Source organism: Nitritalea halalkaliphila LW7 (assembly GCF_000265075.1).
GTDB classification, from domain to species: Bacteria; Bacteroidota; Bacteroidia; order Cytophagales; family Cyclobacteriaceae; genus Nitritalea; species Nitritalea halalkaliphila.
In genome coordinates this window covers 161,224-183,944 of the sequence record NZ_AJYA01000002.1, presented here as the reverse complement: position 1 = coordinate 183,944, position 22,721 = coordinate 161,224, and the positions used below count along the sequence as shown (strand labels likewise).

Genomic DNA, 22,721 nt, shown 5'->3' with positions numbered 1-22,721 from the left:
TTTAAGACATACACGTGGTAAAGATTGGAAACTTAGCGCTAGGGGACTTTCCGTTATTATTAGCCCCTATGGAAGATGTGAGCGACCCGCCCTTTCGGGCTGTGTGTAAGCAGGAAGGTGCTGACCTCATGTACACCGAATTCATCAGCTCGGAAGGCTTGATCCGCGATGCAGCGAAAAGCGTCCAAAAGCTGGATATCTACGACTATGAACGCCCCATCGGCATCCAAATTTTTGGAAGTGAAATCGAGTCCATGCGCCAGGCAGCAGAAATCGCAGAAGCAGCAGGCCCCGATATCCTAGACATCAACTATGGCTGCCCTGTACATAAGGTGGCCTGTAAAGGTGCTGGTGCCGGCATCTTGCTCGACATCGACAAAATGGTGTCCATGACGGCCGAAATCGTCAAGCAGGTGAAGATTCCCGTCACCGTAAAACCCGCCTCGGCTGGGACCATAACAGCATCCGCATCGTGGAGGTGGCCGAAAGGCTGCAGGATGTCGGCATACAGGCCATCAGCATCCATGCCCGCACCCGCCAGCAGATGTACAAGGGAGAGGCCGACTGGTCTTACCTGAACCAGGTAAAGGCGAATCCACGCCTCCACATTCCTGTTTTCGGAAATGGCGATATCGACAGCCCTGAAAAAGCCCTCGAATACCGTCAAAAATATGACGTGGACGGCATGATGATCGGTCGCGCCTCCATCGGCTATCCCTGGATCTTTAATGAAATCAAGCACTTCTTCGCGACCGGCGAAAAACTGGCGCCTCCTACCCTGGAAGCACGCTTGGCCATCGCTCGTAAGCACCTAGACTTCTCCATCGAATGGAAAGGCGATAAATTAGGCATCCTCGAAATGCGCCGCCACTACACGAATTATTTCCGCGGCATGCCGGGCTTTAAAGCCTACCGCAGCCGCATGGTTACGGCAGAAAGCTACGAGGAAGTGGTCGAAATCTTGGAAGAAGTACGTCATGCCTATGCAGACTATTCTTTCGTGTAAGCAGGTGTTCGGGGCTTAGCGCCCCAAAAGCAGGTACATGGAACGCGATATACAAAAAGAGAATGCCCTGAAAGCTTGGGGCTTTCTCATTATTTTAGCCCTCGTCTGGGGCAGCTCCTTTATTTTGATTAAAAAAAGCCTGCTGGTATTTTCACCAGGAGAAGTGGGCGCCTTCCGCATCGTAGCGGCAGGCATGGTCTTACTCCCCCTCTCGCTCCCACGACTGCGCGGACTGAATAGACGACAAGTCACGAACCTCATCATCGTGGGTGCCGTAGGAAGTTTTATCCCCGCCTTTTTATTTGCGAAAGCACAAACCCAGCTGAGCAGCTCCCTCACAGGTGTGTTTAATGCCATGACCCCGCTCTTCGTCGTGCTCATCGGTGCGCTCTTCTTTCAGGCACGCATCACCAGACGAAATGCGATCGGACTATTCATCGCCTTCCTCGGCGTCCTTACCCTCCTCTTCGTAAAGGAAGGCGGCTCCCTCGGAGAGCTAAATGCCTACGCCTTCTTCGTCCTAGCTGCATGCGCCTGCTATGGCATCAACTTAAACATCATCAAATACCGCTTCGTGGCCCTAAAACCGGTAGCCATCACAGCCATCTCCCTACTTTTCGTTTTGCCCGCCGCTGCGCTCTACCTCTTCGCGTTCACGAACTTTTCCTTTAAAGTGACGCATGTAGAAGGTGCCCTGCCCGCACTCGGCTATATCGCCACGCTCGGCATCGTGGGCACCGCCCTGGCACTGATTCTTTTTAATGTCATGGTGAAAATCGCCACCCCCGTCTTTGCCAGTTCCGTAACCTACCTGATCCCCATCGTCGCCATTCTTTGGGGGCTCTGGGATGGGGAAGTCCTTCTCCTCGGGCACTACCTCGGCATCGCTGCCGTCATCATCGGCGTTTATATTGGGAATCGAAAACGATAAATCTTATCTTTATCGTTTTAAACACGCCCATGCTAACAAAAGCCCTCCAAGAGAAAATCGACACGAAAACGAAGCCCATCGGCGCGCTCGGATTACTCGAAAAAATCGCCCACCAGATCGGCACGATCCAAAACACACTAAGTCCCCAGCTGCAAAAGCCCACCCTCATCGTTTTTGCCGGAGACCATGGAATCGCCGCTGAAGGCGTCAGCGCCTATCCATCGGCGGTCACCTACCAGATGGTGCTCAACTTCCTTTCCGGTGGTGCTGCCATTAATGTCTTTTGCCGGCAGCATGGACTGGAGCTGAAAATCGTAGACGCAGGGGTCCAGCAGGATTTCCCTCCACATGAGCAGCTCCTCATAGCCAAAGTCGGCTATGGGACGAAAAGCTTTTTGCGCGACAGCGCCATGACGGCTGCAGAGCTAGAGCAAGCCCTCACCCAGGGCCGCGCTATCGTACAGGATACAGCTGCCGATGGCTGTAATGTCATCGGTTTCGGAGAAATGGGCATCGGAAATACCTCCGCCGCCGCCATGCTTATGCACTACTGCACAGGAATACCCGTATCGAAATGCATCGGTAAAGGCACCGGACTAAACGCCGAACAGCTCGCACATAAACAGGCACGATTAGAGGAAGCTTGCCAGTTCCACGGGCCCCTAGAGGACCCTAAACAGATTTTAGCTACTTTCGGAGGATTCGAAATGGCACAGATGTGTGGCGCCATGCTGGAGGCCTACGCCCAAAACATGTTGATCCTAGTCGATGGATTTATCGCGAGTGCGGTCTACCTCGTGGCCACTAAACTATGCCCCGAAATACACACGCATGCGCTTTTTTGCCATCAAAGCGACGAACAGGGGCACCAGCACCTCTTGGAGTATGTAGGCGGAGCGCCCATTCTACACCTAAACATGCGGCTCGGAGAAGGAACCGGCTGTGCACTTGCCTACCCGATTATCGCGAGCGCAGTCGCTTTTCTAAATGATATGGCCAGTTTTCAGCAAGCAGGCGTCAGCGATAAGCAGTAAACCATGAAAGAACAAAGCAGGATTTTCTTCACCGCTCTGATGTTTTATACGCGCATCCCCTGCCCCGCTAACATCGACCATTCTCCCGCATACATCAATAAAGCCACCCGATTTTTCCCCCTCATCGGCTGGATCGTCGGCCTCATCTCCTTTGGCGCCTACTGGCTGGGAGCCACCCTTTTCGGGGATGCGGTCGGCATCGTTTTCTCCCTGATCGCTGGCGTGCTGACCACGGGCGCCTTTCATGAAGATGGCTTGGCAGATGTTTTCGACGGCTTCGGAGGAGGCTGGACGAAAGAAAAAATTCTCGAGATCATGAAAGACAGTCGAGTGGGTGCCTATGGCGTCATCGCGCTCATCATGCTGTTTTTACTCAAGTACCTCGCACTGGATGAGCTCCTGAGCGCTACCCCTGCACTCCCTCTACCGCTCATCGCCACCCTATTTGTGGCCTATCATGCGCTAGCCCGCCTCACCGCCGTAAACATCGTGTTTTTCTCCTCCTATGCCCGAGAAGATGCCAGCAGCAAGGCCAAGCCCATCGCCCAAACCCACAGCAAAACAGAAATTTTCGGCGCCTATTTAGGGGGACTTTTGCCCTTACTCACCCTCATGTACTGGCACTGGCAGGCCGTTTTTCTGCTGCTGCCACTTTTCGGCGTGGGGGCTTACGCCAAAGGGTACTTCGAAAAATGGCTCGGCGGATATACCGGCGACTGTCTCGGCGCAGTGGAACAAATCGCCGAATGTGTCCTACTTTTAACCTACCTCGCGCTATGGAACTCTATATCCTACGACATCCCCGTGTAGCCATCGATAAAGGCATCTGTTATGGGCAGCTGGATGTGCCCCTAGGGGCAAAGTGGATCGAAGAAGCGGCCTCCTTTGCCGCCAGGCTCCCCGAAAAGGGATTCGACCGTGTCTACAGCAGCCCAAGCAGCCGCTGCCGCCAACTGGCCGACTACCTCCACCCGGGGCAGGTACAGGTGGACGCTAGGCTACAGGAAGTAAATTTTGGGCATTGGGAAGGGAGAAAATGGGAAGAAATCCCCTCCGAGGAGCTTGACCCGTGGATGCAGCATTTCGTGCAGGAGCGCCCGCCCGGAGGAGAAAGTTTAGCCGATCTTTACGCTCGGGTGCAGCGCTTTATGGGGGAGCTTCGCCAAGCAGCTGATGCACGCACCCTGCTGGTAGGACATGCAGGCGTGATCCGCTGTATCTGGGCCTACCTGCTCGAAATTCCGCTCCAACATGTGTTTAAACTTCCAGCAGAGCACGACACCATACTTCAGGTGCAGCTGGCTAAAAACCCTGCATGGGACAGCATCCGCTCGTTTACTTCGGAAAAGCTGTCGTCCTAATCCACCCAGTTAAACACACTTTTGTCTGCTTTTTTCCCAATAAAGCGAACGAATGTAAACGCAAAGCGGGTTTTTGCTTGAATTTCTACCTGCGCATCACTAAAAAAGTGCTGAGCGACAGGGAGTTGACCGTTTGCATGCATCATCCAGTTCCCGCGCTGCACCTGAACCCCCGCTTGTGCCATCGTCAGACGTCCCCCGCTATTCCCTTGTAAAAAGCCCTCATGACTGTGCTGACCACCAAACTCGTGGTACAGACCTGCACTTGGGAAGAGTTGCCACTGTCCGAGGGCACTTTTATAAAAGAGGTTCGTTTGCATGTTATACTGATTCCCAAAGCGGTAGGCTTGACTATTCAGTGTATTATATTTGTAAACAGCTTCTACATGAAGACCAAAATGCTTTCGCATGGCCGTATAGTTGAGCAGGAAAACATAATCCCAAGAGCCACTTCCCAGTTGAAAGTTGGGATTTACCAACTCTTCGGTACGCGAAAATCGAAATTCTGCTAAAGGAGCCTTCACTCCTCCCCCAAACCATAGATTATGAAGCCATCGCTCCATGGGATTACCTTTTTGGTCTAGGAGTTTATAGTTCAGCATCAGCATGGGGTCAGCCAGACCACTCAACTGTTCGCTTTCGTGGCTGCCCTCCATGGTATTGTACATATAGGGGAGTACCATGTTCAGCTGCCAGCGATCGCTCAGTGCTATTCTGGCCATAAGATCCACACGCTGGTAACGGTCATAGGAGTGCGAAATCTCTCGTCCATGCCGCTGCTCAGCATAAAACTGGGCTATTGCGTACCGAATTCCTACGAAATGGCTATCATTCTGGGGGATAGTTCCGAAATTAAAGCCTCCAAGGGCACAGCCACAGGCATCACAGGCCTTTGCCCCGGTTAGGGGAAGCCAGAAAAGAATGAAAAGAAGAAAGGAGGTGATTACTTTAGTCATGCGTTTGATGAAAGATGGGGTTAGAAAGAAACTTCGTGTCCGTCAGCGCCAGCAGGAAGGAGATAAGCTGCTCCTTTTCGGCTGCAGATAGGGTAATCACTGGCTGTCCTGAACGCCAAAGCTGCGGGTCCAGGGTCTCCTGATGCTGCATACCAGAAGTGTAGTGATCGAGCACATCCTCTAGTGTTTGGAATCGTGCATGGTGCATGTAGGGTGCTGTTACCTCGATATTGCGCAGTGAAGGTACTTTGAACTTAGCACGATCCTCCGCTCTTTCCGTGACCAGCTCACGCCCAAAGTCGCGGATAACCCGCTGCGCACCGTTATTCCGATAACTTAGGTCGGTAAACAGTGGCTCTCGATGACAACTTTCACAGTGCTGGCGAAACAGCTGAAGCCCTGCTAGCTGAGTAGCAGACAGAGCCGTCTTATCTCCTTGGATGTAGGCATCATAAGGTGAAGAGGCTGAAACCATCATCAGCATAAACTGACTAAGTGCATGCAAAACGAAGGGACCCGTCACAGTCTCTATACCAAAAGCTTCCCGAAATAAACCCGGATAGACGGGGTGCCGTGCGATACGATCCACTACTTCTGGAAAGGGAATATCCATTTCCAACTCATTTTCGAATGCAGCGATAGGTGTGAAATCCAAGTGCGTTATACCACCGTCCCAAAAAAACTCGCGATGAAAAGCCAGGTTAAAGAGAGGGGGAGCATTACGCTTTCCTTCACGTCCATCTACACCAATGCTCATCGGATGCAGCCAGGTATCCGCAAAAGCATGGCTTTGTAGATGGCAGGAAGAACACGAGACGGAGCCATCGCGAGAAAGATTGGGGTCGTTAAAAAGCATTTTACCAAGCTTAAACCCCTTTTCATGTACTTGATTATTCCGAAAGGTATAGGTAGGCTCAGGAAAATGCACCGGTGCGCGAAACGCATAAAGAGTCTCTTTTGGACCATCGTCCCCTCCCTGCATACAGGAAATAAATAGAAGCAAAGGGAAAAGCGCAAACGCTTTTCCCCATGTACGCCAAAATACCATGGTCTTACTGGTGTGTATGGTCTACCACAAAAGCTCCCTGTAAACGACTGGCAAAAGGTCTCGCTTCGGCAGGAGTATGAATATTATTTACAATCGAAAAATCCACATCTCCCAGCACTTCTAGCGCATCTACATGAATGTGTGGAGAAGGACGCATCGTACTATTCACACGAACAGTGGCATCAAAAGGAAGCGTTATCTTCACATTATTATCAAAGAAGCGCTGTGGTAAATCATCTACAGGAGCCACGTTTTTCCAACCGCCAAGGTGTAAACGCACCCGGTTCTGTAGGTCCCCTTGAACTCGCTCCGATGCAGGAGAATGCCCTTCAAACATATAGTGAATAAATCCAGAATTCCAGTTCCAAAACCATCCACCAGCGGCACGGTCTAAAATACCACCTACAGCGCCTTCCACGATACCGTCTTCTTTCACGCCTAAATTAAAAGTAATCTTATTGTACTGCCCGGCAGGAATATTCTTTAGATGAATCTCCCAACTATCGGGCTCCTCCTGATTCACACGGTAGTATCCTTTTACTTCGGAAGCAGAAGCTAACATCGGGTCTGAGAAAATCTCCCCATTAGGCCCTTCTAGCTGAATATGGCTAATATAATAACCAAACCGCGTAATGTTAAAAGACTGTCCATTCGCTAAAGCGTATCGGTAGTTTGTACTTCCCTCCGGCTCTAAAACCAAAGGTCGATTACCTACATAATTATCGAATTTCACGATCATTTCTCCAGTTTCATCCACAAGCGGTGATTCGGACTCTTGACAGGAGCTAAGAAATAAGGCTATAAAGCCTAAGATTAAAATAGAAATAGTTTGTAATACTTTCATTTTTGACAATAGTGTTCATGTGAGGCTTTAAAAGCCTCAAAATTAATGTTGATTTAAAATGTGTTCGTGTGCCTGCACGTACCACGGTCAGGCGGCCCTAGTGACTAGGATAGAAAAAAAAAGAAGGTATAGGTGGCTTATCTAAAACCAGCAGGATAGCTTCATAAGCTGCCATGGTCTGCCAGGAACGTTGACTAACGAAAACGTCCCGGTAGGAAATGGTAGAATAAGCGAATCCGGAAAAGTGAATAAATGAAAATCAGCACGAAACTGCATCCAGCCCGTTTCCTGATCGGATGGTGCGTCTGCTAACTGCTGACTCAAATAACAGCTCCCCTGACAAGTAGACATAGGAATATCCCTGTCTTCACAAAAGACTTCTGCGATAAATGATCTGTTCAGCTGGAACTGGACACAGATAACCGAATAGACCATGCTATTCAGTACAACGATCCAGGCCATACACAGAAAGAATAGGACCCGTAACATATACGCTAAGGTGTGTGTAAAAAGAAAAACAGGGTGACTTCCCTACTTGGGCGAATAGCTCGCCAAGAAACAATCGAAAAATTAAATTTTAGGCGGTAATAAAACCGAACCCATAACGGAGAAATACCCCTTTAATAGATACTTGCACCAAAAAATAGTGTAAAGAGGTTTGTATGTAGGCATAGTTAATGAAAAAGTAGACGCTAGCTGGTACTGCCCGAAGTCCGTACTAAAATGGTGCGTTTGTTCCTGCTCTTGTCTTTCCTTTTCAGCCTGAAGCTGCTGTGCTAAGTAGCACTTTCCATCACAGTTTAATTCTGGCTGCGATTTATTTACACAAAAATTCTCGATAATGTGTGCCTTATTTAACACATAACTGCCTTGTATGAGCGAAAAGACCATGCTATTAAGCAAGATCAAGACGATGAGGCCGATAGGTGTTAAAACTTTAAACATGATAGCAAAGATAAGGATTAAAAAGTAACCAAACTAAGAAACACGTAACCCATATAGTAAAAATTTACATCCCCCGCTGCCGCCAAGCTGCCGCTAACATAGGCAGCTCATGATAGCTCTCCACTCCCGCCTTCACGCCCTGCGCCTTCAGAAAAGTATCGTTTACCTTCTTCGAAAACTCGAGCGCTAAAGGCCTGTAGCGCTCACGGTTTTCTTGTAAGGCTCGTAAATCTGCCAAAACCCCTTTGGGCAGCGCCCCAACGAACGCGCCGTACTGATCGGGCGCCAAAAAGTAAAAATCCCGCAGCTGATACAGAAGCAGTTGCACCTGTGCGCTGTAGCGCAAAAGTGGATCCGAAGAAGCATAGCCCACCACCCAGGCGACCAAGTTGGCCTCCCCTTCTGAAGTCACCCCGAAGCTGTGCGCCATCTCATGCGCGATCGTGAAGGGCTGCTCTAGAAAGTGTAAAGAAGCATCGATATAACTTTCTCCCGTAAAGGGAAAATAAATACCGATGATTCCCAGCCTGCGCATAAGCCCCTTCGGATACAGGGGATGCGTCCGCGGACGACCGGGGTTATTTAAGCCCAGCAGGCCCACATGCTCCTTCACCGCCGCCCGAATATCCCGCTCTAGCTCCCGAAAAGGAACCGATGCCTCCAGCGCCAGCGTGTCCGTCGTCAGCAGCGCCCGCAGGCTGTCCAGATCTTGGACCGTGTACTGCATCTCCGCCTGCAGCTGCTCCAGCGAAAGAGCCGACTTCTGAAGCCCTGCCTGCTGAACCACCGGAAAGCGCTGGTAATTAAAGCCCCAAACCACTAAAAAGCTAAACAGTAGGAATCCCACACCATTCAAAAGCGCACGCGAGGCGAAGGCCAGACGCTGCGTCCAGCGGGTTCTTTGGCGCAGCCGCCAAAAAAACCGAAAAAAGACAGCGAGCACAGCTATAAAAAAAAGGTAGATGAGCGGAAAAGGCAGCAGTCCGACGCTGAAATCCAGCCCTAAACGCAAAAAAGGGAAAAGTCCGCGGGCATACCCATACTCTGCCAGCTGCGGAAATGCATCAAAAAGAAACCTGACCGCTAACGCGATCAGGCCCAATAGGAGCCCTAAATAGGACTTAAAGAACTTTTTAAACTCCATCCTCCTGCTTACACACCTTCCGCCTGCACCTCCTTCACTTCAGGGAGCATGCGCGTTAATAAATTTTCAATGCCCGCCTTCAGGGTCACCGTGCTGGAAGGGCAGCCTGAGCAGGAACCCTGCAGAAGTACCTTCACCACGCCATCTTTAAAGCTATGGAAGACGATGGCGCCACCATCCTGCTCCACGGCAGGCCGAATGTACTCATCTAAAATACCTTTAATTTTCTTCACGGACTCCGAATCATTTTCGTCGAAAAGTGGGTCCGAGTCGAACGTCTTTTTCACTGGGGCCTTCCCTGCGGCTAAGTACTGCTTGATGTGACCCCGGAGATGTTCCTGAATCTCGATCCAGTCCACCTCCTCTTTCTTCGTGACGGTCACGAAATTCGAGGCGATAAACACACGGGTGACGGCATCGAAATTAAAGAGCTCTTTCGCTAAATCGGAGTCCTCCGTCTGGCTGGCATCAGGGAAATCAAAGCTGATGCCTCATCCACGAGGAGGAAGTTAGCCACGAACTTCAGTGAATTCGGGTTCGGGTTGGCCTCCATATAAATATGTACTGGTCTTTCTTGTGCTTTTAACATGCTTTGCGCGATTATGTAGATGTTCTCAGGGGTAACATTGCTCCCTAAAATGAAAGTTCCTTTTCGGCTGCTGGCTTTTCGGTCTTATTCTAAAGGCCGATGCTTGAGGACACGAAACAGGTAGCTGAGGGTGACCTCTATAACCACCGCGTTCTGGTCGAAAATGCGGTTTTGGAGCTCTGGCCGAGCAAATTCATAGCTGGCCCGCACCTCCGCCGCCAGCGTGGACTTACCTAGGATCCCACTAATACCGGCTCCAGCTGCCAGCCCATACGTAAAGGCATTTACCCGATCATCGGGCTGCGCGTAGGTGGGCAAAATATCTGGGGCGGACCACTCCCGCTGTACATCTTCCACATCCAGCAGAAATCCAATATAAGGCCCTGCCTTAATGTGGAAGCGTCCCTTATTTCCAAAATAAAAGTTGGAGAGCAGAGGAATACGAATATAGTCGAAGCGGGTCTGATTCGTGTTTGCTAAGGTGTCCCGCTCAGTAAAGCCGAGTGAGAGCAGCTGCACCTCCAGCTGCGCGCCAGCATTTTTCGCTAAGAAAGTCTCGGCCACCAGTGCGAAAGTAGGGGCAGTGATGCCAGCATCCGTTCGGGTAGTGAGCGACGCAGGACGTACGCGGTAACTATAGCTATTCGTGCTGAAGCCCCCACGGAAGCCTATGCTCGTCTGTGCCAGCAACTGCTCACTGCATCCAATCCCCAAAAATAAAATGAGCCAAAGGCCCCAAGCTTTCGCCATGCCAAATAATTTTTTTTCAAAAATAAGGATTTTTTATGGGTTTTTAGGGCTTTCCGCGGCCACTTCCATCGAAGATCTGGCCACAGCGAGCTGCGCGACGGCTTGCGCCAAAGTCCGCGTATGGCTGATGCTGACACTGAGCTGGAACGGCCGCGCGAAAGGGGCATCTACATGCAGTACAACGTAGGGATAACCTTTAGAGGGGTGCTTCAGGATCTCCACCTGCCGTATATCTAGCGCTATAAAAGGAGCAAAAGCCTTTACTACCGCCTCTTTAGCACACCATATCCCCGCCAGCGACATGGCTCGACGCGCAGCAGGAAGCTCCTCGCGCCATTCCGAAGGGAAAAACAGGCGATCAATAAGTGTAGGCTTACGGCCAAGCAGCCGAGCGAAACGGTCTACCTCTTCGATATCGGTCCCGATAGAAAAGTGGTAGTCCCCCGGAGTGAAAGCGGGGCTTAGGTCTTTTAGAATCACCATAGATCATGCAAATTAAAATAAAAAAACTACCCGATAGCGGCTGCGCCTCGGCCCTGGCTAAATGCGAAAATGCGCCTTAAAAAACGATAAAAAACCAGTAGGGCTAAAAAAGAAAGGAGGCCAACGTACAGGGACGCTTCCTCCTCTCCTCATGAGCGCCTTTTCAGGACTTTTTCTTCCTACCTGGCTTCACCGGCGCCTCCTCTCCTTCTTCCCTATCGCGCAATTTCTTATCGTCCACATTTTTATTCAGGAACTCATTAATGCGATCGATGGGGAAGCTACTGGAAATCTCCCCGAGAGAGTTGATGTCCATCTGAAACCCCTCTAAGTCAGGATGCACTTTCGGTTTATTCTCTTTTTTCGGTTTCTTACTCATGCTTTTATGCGGTTCATACGTGAATTTGACAGTGCGGAAGCATTGGCCTTCGGCCAAAGCAAAAGGACTGTATTAGGGCTGAACAGGCAGGACCGCTAAGGCATGCTCGATGCGGCGGACCAGCTCTTCTTTTCCGATGATGGCAAAAACCTCCATCAGATCAGGACCTGCTCCTACACCAGTAACGGCTAAGCGTACCGCCTGCATCACTTTACCCATCTTCACCTCTACGGAAGTAGCGGCAGCTTCCAGCAGCTCTTTTGCACGCGTCGGCTGCAGCGCTTCAGTCTCCGCTTCCAATGCTGCTTTATAGGCACTTAACACGGAAACGGCCTCATTGTTCCACTTTTTCGCCACCACCTTATCGTCGAAAACCTCAGGGGCGCGGAACATAAACTGCCCTTCCTTCCAGAGGTCTGCCGGGAAAGTGGCACGCTCCTTCATGATGGCAGCGATAGCGGCAGCCTTTTCGTCACTTACCTGAATAGCCTCCTTTTTAAGGTCTTCCTGCAGGTAACTGGCCAGCTCCTCATTCGATTTAGCGCGCAGATACTGCTCGTTGTACCACTTGGCTTTATTAATATCGAACTTGGTTCCGGACTTACCGATACGCTCCACGGAAAAAGCCTCCACCAGTTCTTCTAAGGTAAACAGTTCGCGATGATCTCCTGGATTCCAGCCTAAGAAGGCGAGAAAATTTACGAGGGCCTCCGGCAAATACCCCTGCTCTTTAAAGCCCATTGCCTGCTCACCGGAATTCGGGTCCTGCCAGTTCATCGGGAACACAGGAAACCCATGCTTGTCTGCATCCCGCTTGGAAAGCTTGCCATTACCATCCGGCTTCAGGAGAAGCGGTAGGTGTGCGAACTGCGGAGCGGTATCCTCCCAGCCTAAGTAGCGATAGAGCAGCACATGAAGCGGTGCGGACGGCAACCATTCCTCTCCACGGATGACGTGGGTGATGCCCATCAGGTGATCGTCCACGATGTTTGCCAGGTGATAGGTGGGCATTCCATCGGACTTCATCAGCACCTTATCATCGAGGGTGCCACTGTGCACCATAACCCAGCCGCGGATCATATCGTTGAGACGTACTTCCTCTCTTCTTGGGATTTTAATACGGATCACGTAGGGGTCTCCGCTCTTTAGTCTGGCCTGCACCTCATCGTCGGGCAGGGTCAGCGAGTTTTTCATTTGGGTACGGGTGATCGCATTATACTGCGGACTCACCACCCGCGCTGCGGTTAGGCGCTCGCGCATGGCCTCTAGCTCCTCCGGTGTATCAAAGGCATAGTAGGCATAACCCTTTTCCACCAGCTCTAAGGCATACTGCATGTACATCGGCTTGCGCTCGGACTGTCGGTAAGGGCCTAGGGCACCCGGATTCCAGGGGCTTTCGTCTGGTGAGATGTTTAACCAGCTCAGAGTCTCCTGAATATACGCTTCAGCACCCGGCACGAAGCGCGTTTGATCCGTATCTTCTATGCGGAGTAAAAATTTACCCCCATGCTTGCGTGCAAAAAGGTAGTTATACAGGGCCGTGCGGACCCTCCGATGTGCAGGGCTCCCGTCGGGGAGGGAGCGAATCGTACACGTACTTCTCTATTCATGTTCCTTTTTCTTCTTTATCCGCCCTCATTTCGAGGTGGAAAACTCGTGTAAATTCCGAAAATCAGCTGGTAAAGATAGGGAATTTCGTTCATTTTATCAGCTGAAACACAAAAAGGGAACCCCTGAGGACTCCCTTTTTATACGTGATCGACGTGGAACGCTTATTTCGTTCTTGGTCTGATTTTTTCTTTGATACGTGCTGCTTTTCCTTGACGTCCTCTCAAGTAGAACAGACGTGCTCTTCTTACTTTACCTTCTCTTAACAGATCGATCTGCTCGATGCTTGGTGAAAGGATAGGGAAGATACGCTCTACACCGATACCGTTAGAAATTTTTCTCACCGTAAAGGTTTCGCCGTTTGTGTTCACGTTCTTACGCTGGATAACAGTACCCTGAAACTGCTGGATACGCTCTTTATTACCCTCTTTAATACGTACGTGTACATTTATGGTATCACCAGACTTGAAGGAAGGAAACTTCGTTCTCGCTTCGCTGTATTCTGCTTCTACAAATTTAATTAAATCGCTCATAGCTTTGTATGTTTTGCGTTTTGCTGCTGCGTGTCAGGCAGCCTGTATGTTTCTATAATCTATCGTGTGCTATTCTCGTCTCCCTCTTCGAATTTCCGGTACAAGTCCGGTCTACGCTCTTGGGTTCGACGAACCGATGCTTCAAATCTCCAGTTGGCTATATGCTCAGTATGACCGGACAAGAGTACCTCTGGAACAGCTTCTCCATTCCACACTGCTGGTCGTGTATAGACCGGCGGAGCGAGTAAACCATCCTGAAAGGAATCCGTCAGCGCGGAGGTCTCATCGTTCAGCACTCCCGGCAGCAAGCGTATGAGGGCATCTGCCACCACAGCTGCTGCGAGCTCTCCTCCCGACAGCACATAATCTCCGATGCTGATCTCCCGAGTGATGTACTGCGTACGAATACGCTCGTCTACTCCTTTATAATGACCACAGAGAATCATAATATTCTTTTTCAGCGAAAGCGCATTGGCCATCGGCTGAGAAAAGGGAGCACCATCCGGGGTCATATAGAGAATTTCATCGTAATCTCGTTCTTGCTTGAGTGCTTCGATACAGGCCGCTATCGGTGCTGCCATGAGCACCATGCCAGCTCCTCCACCGAAAGCGTAATCATCCACTTGCTTCTGCTTGCCCGTGGCATAATCACGCAGATTATGCACCCGAACCGTGGCGATTCCCTTCTCCTCCGCACGCTTTAAAATAGAATGCGAAAAAGGCCCCTCTAACAATCCCGGAACTACACTGATAATATCTATATGCATCCTCAGTCTTCCAAATATAAGTCAAGTAAGCCCTCTGGCAGTCGCGTATAGACTTTTCTTTCGCGCTGATCTACTCGAATAAGAATTCCATCCGTAATCGGAATTAGAACCTCTTTTCCTCGGTAGGTTACCCCCAGAAGGTTTTGTGTCTGCAGGTCGTAAAGTGCATCTACTGTACCGATGCTTCCATGCTGCTCATCCTGCACCTCGAATCCGACCAGATCATGATAATAATATTGATCTTCTTCTAATGGTGGGAGCATAGACAGGGGGAGATAGACTCCTTTGCCCACCAGGCACTCGCCATCTCCACATCTTCTACATCCTCGAACTTCGTCAGCGCCCGATCCCCCGGCTGTAGCACGAGGTGCTCCAGAAAGTAAGGCACCAGACGGCCATTCATTTCGAGGAACAAATGCTCCAGCTCCTCGTAAGGAGAGGGATCATCTACGTCCAGCTTGAGCTGCACTTCTCCCTGCAACCCATGAACCTTGGCCACATAACCAAGTTGAAAACACTGTTCGATGTTCATGAGTATCTCCTAAGACTTAAGCTTCTGCAGTACCTTCTTCTCCTTCAGCGCTCGCCTCTTCAGCAGGTGCATTAGCGGCTGCCTCAGCTGCTGCTGCTTCCTCCTGACGCTTCTTGATCGCATCCAGACGCGCCTGGTTTTTCGCTGCTTCTGCTTCTAGCGCTTTTGCCTTCGCTTCCGCTTTCGCCGCCGCGATTTTATCTACCTTACCGGTGATAGCACCTTCTTTGGTGTCTACCCAAGCCTGGAATTTAGCATCTGCTTGCTCCTGTGTTAATGCACCTTTTAGTACACCGATATGCAAGTGTTTTTTCAACAATACACCACGATACGAAAGCATCGCGCGAACCGTATCGGTAGGCTGTGCTCCGTTTAACAACCACTTAAGAGCGCGCTCATTGTTGATGTTAATCGATGCCGGGTCAGTGTTGGGATTATACGTCCCGATTTTTTCGATAAAGCGTCCATCACGTGGAGCTCTTGCATCAGCTACAACTACATCGTAGATAGCGAGTTTTTTTTCTACCTCTACGTGCTAATCTGATTTTTACTGCCATATTACAATAATGATGTTAAGTAAGAGATGGATCTCGTCCATCATAATTTTAGAGGTGCAAAGATAGCGCAAATAATTTAATTCGCATGGAATCAAGCAAATATATTTGAGGGATTTCAGGAAGAAAGTTTTATCTTGCGAAAGCGTAAGGGGTGGATGGCACTCACTTTGGGCCTCCCGGCCCAAAGCCCATGTCCTATCCCCACTTCTACCGCTTTTACTGGCCCCGTAGTTCAATGGATAGAATAGAAGTTTCCTAAACTTTAGATACAGGTTCGATTCTCTGTCGGGCTACCTACCCTCCTCTATGCAGGCTGTATTGAGGATTTTTTGTATTCGTTCGACGAACTACGTATTGGACTTATAATTGGCCTATGTACTTGGCCCAGTTAGAAGGCAGTAGCTTGTTATTCGTGTTAGCAGATGCGATAAAGAATCTGCTAAGAAACCAAAACCATTTGAAAAGGGGGTCAACATCCTCCGGAATTACGAGCTAAAAGGGTTCAGCATGCTCCGGAAAAAAACAGAATCACCTTGTGTAGGGGGTCAGCATCCGCCGGAATGTCAGTCGATTCTGGCCTTTCAGACCACTTTCGCTCTTCAAAATCATTCCGCAGTCGAGGGGTCAACATGTTCCGGAATATCCAATAAGGCGATATGCACTTCATATTTTACCAAAAGGCCTTGTAAAGATCAGGCACTATGGGTTTTTAAGTAGTACTTGGAAACGAAGTAAGCTGAGAGATTTACAAGCTAAGATGGGGATTCGAAGTATTGAAGTTAAGCTGGAAAACAAAAAAGAAGCTATCCGGAAGTGTCAGTGCTGCAAAGAGGGTAAGCTGATTGTCATTGCCGCCTTTGACCAGAGAGGTCCTCCGAAATTTTATTTGGGCATTAGCCAAACTTCAACCTCCCCAAAATGTTACCTTTTGGGAAAGGAAAACTGTGTTCTGTCAACTATAAAACATGAATAGAAGAGCACTTCTTGCAGAAGAAAAATAAAGAAAGAGGCTTTTAGCGCTTCTTGAAATCCGCACCCCCCTCTCGAAACTCCCATAATAGCACCGCCGCTACCGAAGCTTCCCCCGAAAAAAACGGGGCAGGCTGTTCAACATGAGTTTCATGGCTTGGCTTTCAGCCGCCACGAAACTCTATCTGTTATGGGCTGGGCTTCTTTTTCAGTCGTCAACATCTATACCTGTCATTCAGACCTATTCCATTAAAAATCTGTTCTTTATGTTTTTCTATTCGTCCAATTCTTGTTTGTGATTGCTTGGGCTGTGAAAAATAAATGATGTAGCCCCTTTGTCTTCCTGCTGTTAATGCGTAAAATGCTTGTTTAAATGCAGGGTCTTGTTCAAATGCTTCAAGAAGTTCGTCAGGTATAGGTTCAGGGTTTTTCTTGAGCTCTACTTTTTTTCCGCTTTCTTCAATTTCTATTGCTTCCAAAACGTACGCTTTTAAAACATCTGTCAAATCTGAAATTTTTTCTGTGTTGGTAAAGCGAATTAATCTTGCAGCTTGAACATTCCCTTGTTGCTCTAAAATTTTGTAGCTGTCTTTCAATAATGCCCCTTTGTAAAAGCCAAGATTAGCTGAATCTTTGAGAGCATTCACGGTTACAATATTTCTTCCATTTTTTGTATAAACAGGCACACCCCATTTTATTTCTTCTGTCAAGCCTGTCTCTAAAACAATCTGCCTTAGCATTTCCAACTCTTCCTGCCAATTATTGACTTTGCATTGTGGCGTTCCGCCATATTTACAACGCATACAGCCGTCAATGAGATATTTGTCTACTTGTGGGTTCATTATTTTGTTAGAAGGTTTAACCTGTATTCAATCATTTTGATAATCAGTTCTTCGGGCAAAGGTTTATTTATTGGGAACTGAACAGAACCTTTTCCTTTTCTGTATTCTTTTAATTTTTTATTAAATTTCTCAATTGTCGTTGGGTGAGGATAAAGTCCAAGGTGATTTTTGTAGCCCGCAATCATTATTTGTTATTCTCTTTTGCCATTTTTTATGAGAGCATACGCTGGGATATTATAATTCAATAATTCTTCTGCATCAGAAACAACTTTAAAAATACACTGTCTAATTTGGAGCAATGTATTTTTCACATTATCAGGTTGCGTATTGAAGTAGTCTTCTGCTGAACTTTTTTTGCAATATTATCCATAGTCATTTTAAGTTATCCGTTTTTTTAAACCGTTTGTTGTGTTTAGCCTTGCCCATAACGGGATTCAGCTACACGCAGGCAGGACTTTTTGGGTTGAACTTCATAAAAAGAACTGAACTTCAAATTTAGCACTTTCCTGTCCTACGAAGCACGAAACCCTTGCTTGCGTATAGGTGATGTTAGCGGGTCGTTGTTTTTTTTCGTTAGCATGGCAGCATTTTCGACTAAAATATTATCGATTTCAATGTAACGTCTATAAGCTTAGGCCTGCCCAGCGAGAGTTAGCGTATACGTTGGCTGCTAAAGCCTGAATGTCCTAGCGCATACCTATTGGCTGTTTGTACAGAAAATGGCGCGTAGCAGAGAAAAGCGCTAACATGCCAAGAGTCTTTTTAGATGTTCAGTTGAAATCTCCTCATAAAAAGTAACGCGGATACCATTCGGTAAGGTTACTTTCAAAAAAGGCTGCTGCTCTATCGCTGGAGCCAAAGCTGCAAGGCGCTTAAAGCTTGTGAATGGCTCGGAAATCGGCTCACTTACTACTTCTAGCTTTTTGCACCAGTAGTAGAACGTAGTTCGATTAATACCTCGGTTTGCAGCAAACACAGACTTCTTTAAACCAGAGCTAAGCCATTCCCGGTAAAGCTCCTGGTAAAACGCTTTATCTCTTCTTTCCATTCCGCAAGACTACAAAATCCCTCGCCTACAGAAAATATGGGGTTCGTCGAACGGATACAATTCTTTTGAACATTGCACATACACATCCGCAGGAAAACCTGCCTGGCCTAGCACAGGATGTATATGGACTTCCACATACAGTCTGGAAGTACTTCTGGGCAAGTAACTTTCTACTTCTATCAAATGGTATTTTTCTCCTTTTATGGCCATATCTTATAAGTTTTAATTTTTGATCAAATCATTCAAAATATTCCAGTGTCTTTTTATCTGCCCTCTGATTTTGTTGTTATTCATGTTTTCAGCAGCTTTTTTAGCATATGTAAGGAAGTTGCCATAGTTATAATAATCGGACTTTTCGAATTTGGACATTTTGTCATTCCACACCCATTTCCTAAACCTTTTTGCTCCTTTATAAGAAAACTTCCTGAAGATCCTCCTTTTAAAAAGTTCTCCTTTGGTTTTTGAATATCGCTTTGAAGCAAAATGCTTTGCTCTTTTGACATTTTTCTTCATTTTCCGATAATATCCAGAAAGACTGGCAGATTTCAAAAAGGAATACTGACCATCAAACTCAAAACCGAGATAAACAAGGTTTTTATTCCAATTAATCCCATTTTCAAACTCTTGTCCACATTTAAGCTGATTGGACTCATCTCTTTTGAAATGAAAAACCTGTGTTTTCTTTGGCTGTATTTCCAAACAAACTTTTTTTATTTCCGAGTAAACCAGGTCTTCTAAGTCGGATTTCATTGACTTCGGGCAGACGACTATTATATCATCTGAATATCTTCTATACAATCCATTTGATCTCACAAATTCATTGATAGCCTTATCAAAATTCAAAGAGATAGATATTTGCAAGTACTGAGCTGATGGGGGATCCTTGAGGAATCCCAAAATTTCTTGGCACAACTCTCCCATCTTTCAGCTTTTTAGTCTTTGAAGGTTGAAGCAACTTACCCTTTACTTTTAAAAAATCCTTTAGATTGCAAAAAGCCAAAGCATTTTGATTCCTGAGGTATTTAATCTTCTTTACAGGCTTTTCCTTGAAAGGACCAAATGAACCATCTTTTCTGGTTTTCCTGGTGATAATTCTATCTTTGAATTCCTCAAATATATCTACGATATCAATGTAACTAAATCTAGTGATATTCTTGAAAACATTAAAATGATCTGAGGGGAGTTCTCCATTTTTCAACCCACCAACATTCCCCCAAACTTGTGCCCATCTTTCTCTTAGAAGCTTGTGATTAAGGTTGTCAAAGAAACTAGAAATATCAAAGGCAATGACCACAAATTCCTCCTCTTCATATGATCTGATAAATTCAAATGCATCATTGGCAAAGTCAATATTGCACTTATTTGGTCCATCGATGATTAATGGATTTACCGGAATAGACCGATAAGCATTTACTACCTCTGATAGGTCGTAAATTGGCTCCTTGATCTTCTTTTCATAGGTGTCAGACAAAATATGAGCATAATAGCTAAAAATTAAAGCATCCAAATGACTGGCATAAAAAAAGCTTGTAATCGGTAAATACAACTGCACCAATTTCGGTAAATAAGACTGCACCATATTTGGCAACAAGAATGCACCACCAATAATCCCTTAGGGCATGCCCCTAAGGGATTTTGGACTATTTTGCTAGCGTATCAAAACTAGCACTTTATGAATGTGTATTTAAACAAATTTATGGTTTATTTTGAGATTCACCGCCTCTACAGGGAAGGATTTTCCATTAGGCAGATAAGCGAAGAGTTAGTCCTCAACCGCCGTACGGTGAGTAAGTATCTTTCGATGACCGAACTGGAGTTCGAGCAGATGATGGTCCGGCACGCCGAACGGAGCAAGGTATTGTCACCCTATGAGTCTTTTGTCAAGTCCCGTTTGGAGAAATTCAGGGATACCCCAGCAGCTCAGATGCATGACTGGCTCAAAGAGCACTTCAAGGATCTGCCGCAAGTGTCCCAAAAGACTGTTTTTAATTTTGTTTCCTGGGTTAGGCGAAAGCATAACCTGCCTTTCATCAGATCTCCCCGTGAATATGAGATGGTGGAAGAGCTTCCCTATGGAAAACAGGCTCAGGTAGATTTTGGCGAATACAACATGCGCAAAACGTCTGGTAGCAGGGTAAAAGTATTTTTCTTTATCCTCACACTTTCTCGCTCTCGGTTTAAATACGTGTGGTTCACGGAGAGTCACTTCACCTCTTTGTTGGCTGTTGAGGCTCATGAAAAAGCCTTTGCCTACATGAGAGGTGTTCCAGTGGAAATTGTCTATGATCAGGATAAGGTATTTATGGTCTCCGAAAACGGTGGCGACCTCATCCTTACCGATACATTCAGGTCCTACACACAGGAACAGTCCTTCAGCCTGTACTTTTGCAGAAAATCTGACCCAGAAAGTAAGGGGAAGGTGGAGAATGTGGTCAGATACGTCAAAATGAACTTCCTCTATAACCGTACCTTCCACACTATCGAAACGCTAAACGATGAGGTCATGGACTGGCTTGGCCGTACGGCAAATGCTCTGCCTCACGGGGTAACCAAAAAATCCCCCTATTCCGAATACATCATTGAACAGCCTTATCTCACCCCTTACAGGCCCTGTCTGTCCAAGCAGGCCTCACCGAACCTATATGCCGTGCGTAAAGACAATTCCATCTCTTACAAGGGCAATTTTTATTCCCTGCCTCTTGGAACCTACAAAGGAAAGGGAACACGCATCGCCCTACACGTAGAGACAGATGAACTGGTCATGAGTCGTTTGGACGACAAAACCGAAATCTGTCGTCACTTCCTTGCTCTGGGCACAGGTCAAAAAATAAAGAAAACCGATCATGGCAGGAACAAAACCGGCTCCATCGACGAAAGGATTGCCAATGCTGCAGGGATGTTTCCCCATCAAGAACTGGCTCTTGAATGGTTAGAACGGATCAGAGAAGAAAATCCTCGCTATATCAGGGACCAGCTAGACAAGATCGAAAAGGCCATTGAAGGGATCCAGACCCATCTAGTGGAACTCACATTAAAATACTGTATTGAAAAATCCATCTACAGGGCTTCTGATTTTAAGGCTATCCTTGAGCTTCAGAGCTCCCAAAGAAAAGTCGAACCGAACATGAAGATTCTCAATCCACTAAACGGAAAACTACCAGAAATGGCCCTAGTACAGCCAGAGAAAAGCAACATAGGCGCATATGAAGCCATTATCAACAATAAAAAAATTACTGAAAACAGCTAAAAAACAATCGCCATGGGCCTTTTCAATGATGCAAAGCCCATGGCCAAAACCATAAAAAATGGAACAGAAAGAACAGATCAATGCCTTTTGCAGGCAGTTTAAAATCACCGGAATGGCAGCTGGACTCCCCCAAGTGGTGGCCAAATCAGAAAAACAGTGCTCGGGCTTCATGGACTTTTTCCTCGAACTGCTCAGGCATGAAGCTACACATCGGTCTAACAATGAAGTCATCAGGCGAAGAAAAGCAGCAAATCTACCGCTTAAAAACGACCTGGACACTTACGATCACAAAGCAGAGAATGGACTCAAGATCGCAAGGGTAAACCAATTGAGAGAGCTGAACTGGCTCGACCAGGGCTTCAACCTCATGCTGATGGGGCCTTCCGGAACAGGTAAAACCTTCCTTGCCGCTGGACTCGGAGCAGATGCGGTGGACAAGGGATACAAAACCTACTTTAAATCTATGGAAGACCTTACCAATATTCTTAAGCTCAAAGATATGACTCGGACAGCTATGGCCGAATACAAAAGATTACTAAAAGCAGACCTGATTATTCTGGATGATATCATGCTTTTTCCAGTAGACAAGAGTGTAGCTAATGCACTCTTCAACTTTATCAACCAGATTTATGAACGTACATGCTTTATAATTACGACCAATAAAAGCCCTGCGGAATGGGCCAAAATGCTCGATGATGAGGTGCTGGCGACAGCTCTATTGGATCGACTCCTTTTTCATTGCGATATTATAAACCTATCTGGAAAAAGTTATAGAATGGAAAATAGGAAAACTTTCTTTGATCAGCAACAATAACATACCTATATTTACAAAGTGGTGCATTCCTGTTGCCATTTTTGGCGCATTCCTATTTACCATTTTTGGTGCATATTCAGTTACCGACTACACATGCGATCTCCCTTGATTACTTTATGCTCATTTGTGCTTAAAACCAAGTTTCCTTGCGTGTAATTCTCCGGATAAGAACCAAAACTATGTGAAAAATTCCCCTCCAAATCAAAAACACTGACCAATTTAGAGTATTTAAACTGTTCTTTAAGTCCTCCATGGTCTGCGACTGTACTCACGTAGAATTTATCCCCCTTTTTTTCGAAAATGCCTCTTGACGCTGCCTTCATTCGATCGTCTG

Annotated in this window: 25 protein-coding genes, 1 tRNA gene and 4 pseudogenes; 9 read left to right on the top strand and 21 right to left on the bottom strand. The window is 47.2% G+C overall.

Annotated elements, in window-relative coordinates; genetic code table 11:
• Positions 1–14 precede the first annotated feature (14 nt).
• The 5 genes and pseudogenes from dusB (at position 15) to cobC (ending at position 4,332) form a co-directional block, all read left to right on the top strand.
• Positions 15–1,006 (top strand): annotated as a pseudogene (gene dusB / locus A3SI_RS01430) (tRNA dihydrouridine synthase DusB).
• A gap of 37 nt (positions 1,007–1,043) precedes the next feature.
• Positions 1,044–1,937 (top strand): DMT family transporter, encoded by an 894-nt coding sequence (locus A3SI_RS01425; RefSeq protein WP_009053298.1) that lies wholly within the window; start codon positions 1,044–1,046, stop codon positions 1,935–1,937.
• Positions 1,938–1,966: 29 nt separating this feature from the next.
• On the top strand, positions 1,967–2,971 hold the full coding sequence (gene cobT / locus A3SI_RS01420) for a nicotinate-nucleotide--dimethylbenzimidazole phosphoribosyltransferase (protein WP_009053297.1): 1,005 nt from the start codon (positions 1,967–1,969) through the stop codon (positions 2,969–2,971).
• A 3-nt stretch (positions 2,972–2,974) separates the two neighbouring features.
• On the top strand, positions 2,975–3,781 hold the full coding sequence (locus A3SI_RS01415) for an adenosylcobinamide-GDP ribazoletransferase (RefSeq protein ID WP_009053296.1): 807 nt from the start codon (positions 2,975–2,977) through the stop codon (positions 3,779–3,781).
• Positions 3,748–4,332 carry an alpha-ribazole phosphatase gene (gene cobC, locus A3SI_RS01410; RefSeq protein WP_009053295.1) on the top strand — a complete coding sequence of 195 codons (585 nt, stop codon included), beginning with the start codon at positions 3,748–3,750 and terminating at the stop codon, positions 4,330–4,332. The genes A3SI_RS01415 and cobC overlap by 34 nt, the downstream gene beginning before the upstream one ends.
• Here the strand turns inward: cobC and A3SI_RS01405 are convergent.
• The 15 genes and pseudogenes from A3SI_RS01405 to A3SI_RS01335 all read right to left on the bottom strand — a co-directional run bounded on the left by A3SI_RS01405 (position 4,329) and on the right by A3SI_RS01335 (position 15,418).
• Complete coding sequence (locus tag A3SI_RS01405) at positions 4,329–5,288, bottom strand: transporter (RefSeq protein ID WP_009053294.1); 960 nt, start codon at positions 5,286–5,288, stop codon at positions 4,329–4,331. The genes cobC and A3SI_RS01405 overlap by 4 nt on opposite strands.
• Positions 5,281–6,270 (bottom strand): cytochrome-c peroxidase, encoded by a 990-nt coding sequence (locus A3SI_RS01400; RefSeq protein ID WP_040669774.1) that lies wholly within the window; start codon positions 6,268–6,270, stop codon positions 5,281–5,283. The genes A3SI_RS01405 and A3SI_RS01400 overlap by 8 nt, the downstream gene beginning before the upstream one ends.
• A gap of 70 nt (positions 6,271–6,340) precedes the next feature.
• Positions 6,341–7,180: an MbnP family protein gene (locus tag A3SI_RS01395; protein WP_009053292.1), complete on the bottom strand. Its 840-nt coding sequence runs from the start codon at positions 7,178–7,180 to the stop codon at positions 6,341–6,343.
• 570 nt (positions 7,181–7,750) lie between these two features.
• Positions 7,751–8,125, bottom strand: coding sequence for a hypothetical protein (locus tag A3SI_RS01385; RefSeq protein WP_009053291.1), 375 nt, complete (start codon positions 8,123–8,125; stop codon positions 7,751–7,753).
• A 64-nt stretch (positions 8,126–8,189) separates the two neighbouring features.
• Positions 8,190–9,269 carry a DUF3810 domain-containing protein gene (locus tag A3SI_RS01380; RefSeq protein ID WP_009053290.1) on the bottom strand — a complete coding sequence of 360 codons (1,080 nt, stop codon included), beginning with the start codon at positions 9,267–9,269 and terminating at the stop codon, positions 8,190–8,192.
• 8 nt (positions 9,270–9,277) lie between these two features.
• Positions 9,278–9,858 (bottom strand): annotated as a pseudogene (locus A3SI_RS01375) (NifU family protein).
• A gap of 84 nt (positions 9,859–9,942) precedes the next feature.
• Positions 9,943–10,608 (bottom strand): porin family protein, encoded by a 666-nt coding sequence (locus A3SI_RS01370; protein WP_009053287.1) that lies wholly within the window; start codon positions 10,606–10,608, stop codon positions 9,943–9,945.
• Between the two features lie 33 nt (positions 10,609–10,641).
• Entirely contained in the window at positions 10,642–11,091 is a 450-nt protein-coding gene (locus tag A3SI_RS01365) for a holo-ACP synthase (protein WP_009053286.1), read from the bottom strand.
• 163 nt (positions 11,092–11,254) lie between these two features.
• Positions 11,255–11,470, bottom strand: coding sequence for a hypothetical protein (locus tag A3SI_RS01360; protein ID WP_009053285.1), 216 nt, complete (start codon positions 11,468–11,470; stop codon positions 11,255–11,257).
• Positions 11,471–11,542: 72 nt separating this feature from the next.
• A pseudogene (gltX, locus tag A3SI_RS01355) lies at positions 11,543–13,080 on the bottom strand (glutamate--tRNA ligase).
• Between the two features lie 162 nt (positions 13,081–13,242).
• Positions 13,243–13,611: a 50S ribosomal protein L19 gene (gene rplS / locus A3SI_RS01350; RefSeq protein ID WP_009053283.1), complete on the bottom strand. Its 369-nt coding sequence runs from the start codon at positions 13,609–13,611 to the stop codon at positions 13,243–13,245.
• Positions 13,612–13,670: 59 nt separating this feature from the next.
• Entirely contained in the window at positions 13,671–14,378 is a 708-nt protein-coding gene (trmD, locus tag A3SI_RS01345; protein WP_009053282.1) for a tRNA (guanosine(37)-N1)-methyltransferase TrmD, read from the bottom strand.
• Positions 14,379–14,380: 2 nt separating this feature from the next.
• A complete protein-coding gene (locus A3SI_RS21990) occupies positions 14,381–14,641 on the bottom strand; it encodes a ribosome maturation factor RimM (protein ID WP_316929035.1) in 261 nt (86 codons plus the stop codon).
• Positions 14,626–14,910: a ribosome maturation factor RimM gene (locus tag A3SI_RS21985; RefSeq protein WP_316929034.1), complete on the bottom strand. Its 285-nt coding sequence runs from the start codon at positions 14,908–14,910 to the stop codon at positions 14,626–14,628. Before A3SI_RS21985 ends, A3SI_RS21990 begins: the two co-directional genes overlap by 16 nt.
• A gap of 16 nt (positions 14,911–14,926) precedes the next feature.
• Positions 14,927–15,418: a 30S ribosomal protein S16 gene (locus A3SI_RS01335; RefSeq protein WP_040669730.1), complete on the bottom strand. Its 492-nt coding sequence runs from the start codon at positions 15,416–15,418 to the stop codon at positions 14,927–14,929.
• Positions 15,419–15,687: 269 nt separating this feature from the next.
• Between A3SI_RS01335 and A3SI_RS01330 the strand changes: the two genes are divergently transcribed.
• Positions 15,688–15,761: transfer RNA gene (locus tag A3SI_RS01330), tRNA-Arg, on the top strand.
• Positions 15,762–16,113: 352 nt separating this feature from the next.
• Positions 16,114–16,188: pseudogene (locus tag A3SI_RS23475) on the top strand (transposase); the annotation flags it as partial.
• A gap of 463 nt (positions 16,189–16,651) precedes the next feature.
• Here A3SI_RS23475 and A3SI_RS01320 read toward each other — a convergent pair.
• The 5 genes from A3SI_RS01320 to A3SI_RS16890 form a co-directional block, all read right to left on the bottom strand.
• Positions 16,652–17,278 carry a YdeI/OmpD-associated family protein gene (locus tag A3SI_RS01320; protein ID WP_009053279.1) on the bottom strand — a complete coding sequence of 209 codons (627 nt, stop codon included), beginning with the start codon at positions 17,276–17,278 and terminating at the stop codon, positions 16,652–16,654.
• Entirely contained in the window at positions 17,278–17,463 is a 186-nt protein-coding gene (locus A3SI_RS19555; protein WP_009053278.1) for an iron chaperone, read from the bottom strand. The genes A3SI_RS01320 and A3SI_RS19555 overlap by 1 nt, the downstream gene beginning before the upstream one ends.
• A gap of 557 nt (positions 17,464–18,020) precedes the next feature.
• Positions 18,021–18,326, bottom strand: coding sequence for an IS66 family insertion sequence element accessory protein TnpA (tnpA, locus tag A3SI_RS01310; RefSeq protein ID WP_009053277.1), 306 nt, complete (start codon positions 18,324–18,326; stop codon positions 18,021–18,023).
• A 222-nt stretch (positions 18,327–18,548) separates the two neighbouring features.
• Entirely contained in the window at positions 18,549–19,169 is a 621-nt protein-coding gene (locus A3SI_RS16895; RefSeq protein WP_156810104.1) for an RNA-dependent RNA polymerase family protein, read from the bottom strand.
• Positions 19,159–19,905, bottom strand: coding sequence for an RNA-dependent RNA polymerase family protein (locus A3SI_RS16890; protein WP_050977299.1), 747 nt, complete (start codon positions 19,903–19,905; stop codon positions 19,159–19,161). Before A3SI_RS16890 ends, A3SI_RS16895 begins: the two co-directional genes overlap by 11 nt.
• 93 nt (positions 19,906–19,998) lie before the next feature.
• On the opposite strand from A3SI_RS16890, the gene istA reads away from it, so the two are divergent.
• Together istA and istB are read left to right on the top strand one after the other, a co-directional pair.
• Positions 19,999–21,573: an IS21 family transposase gene (gene istA / locus A3SI_RS01300; protein WP_009053276.1), complete on the top strand. Its 1,575-nt coding sequence runs from the start codon at positions 19,999–20,001 to the stop codon at positions 21,571–21,573.
• A 58-nt stretch (positions 21,574–21,631) separates the two neighbouring features.
• Positions 21,632–22,387 (top strand): IS21-like element helper ATPase IstB, encoded by a 756-nt coding sequence (istB, locus tag A3SI_RS01295; protein WP_009053275.1) that lies wholly within the window; start codon positions 21,632–21,634, stop codon positions 22,385–22,387.
• 80 nt (positions 22,388–22,467) lie between these two features.
• Here the strand turns inward: istB and A3SI_RS16885 are convergent, their stop codons facing one another.
• The gene (locus A3SI_RS16885) at positions 22,468–22,659 is read right to left on the bottom strand and encodes a hypothetical protein (RefSeq protein WP_156810103.1); all 192 of its coding nucleotides are present in this window, start codon (positions 22,657–22,659) and stop codon (positions 22,468–22,470) included.
• Between the last annotated feature and the right edge of the window lie 62 nt (positions 22,660–22,721).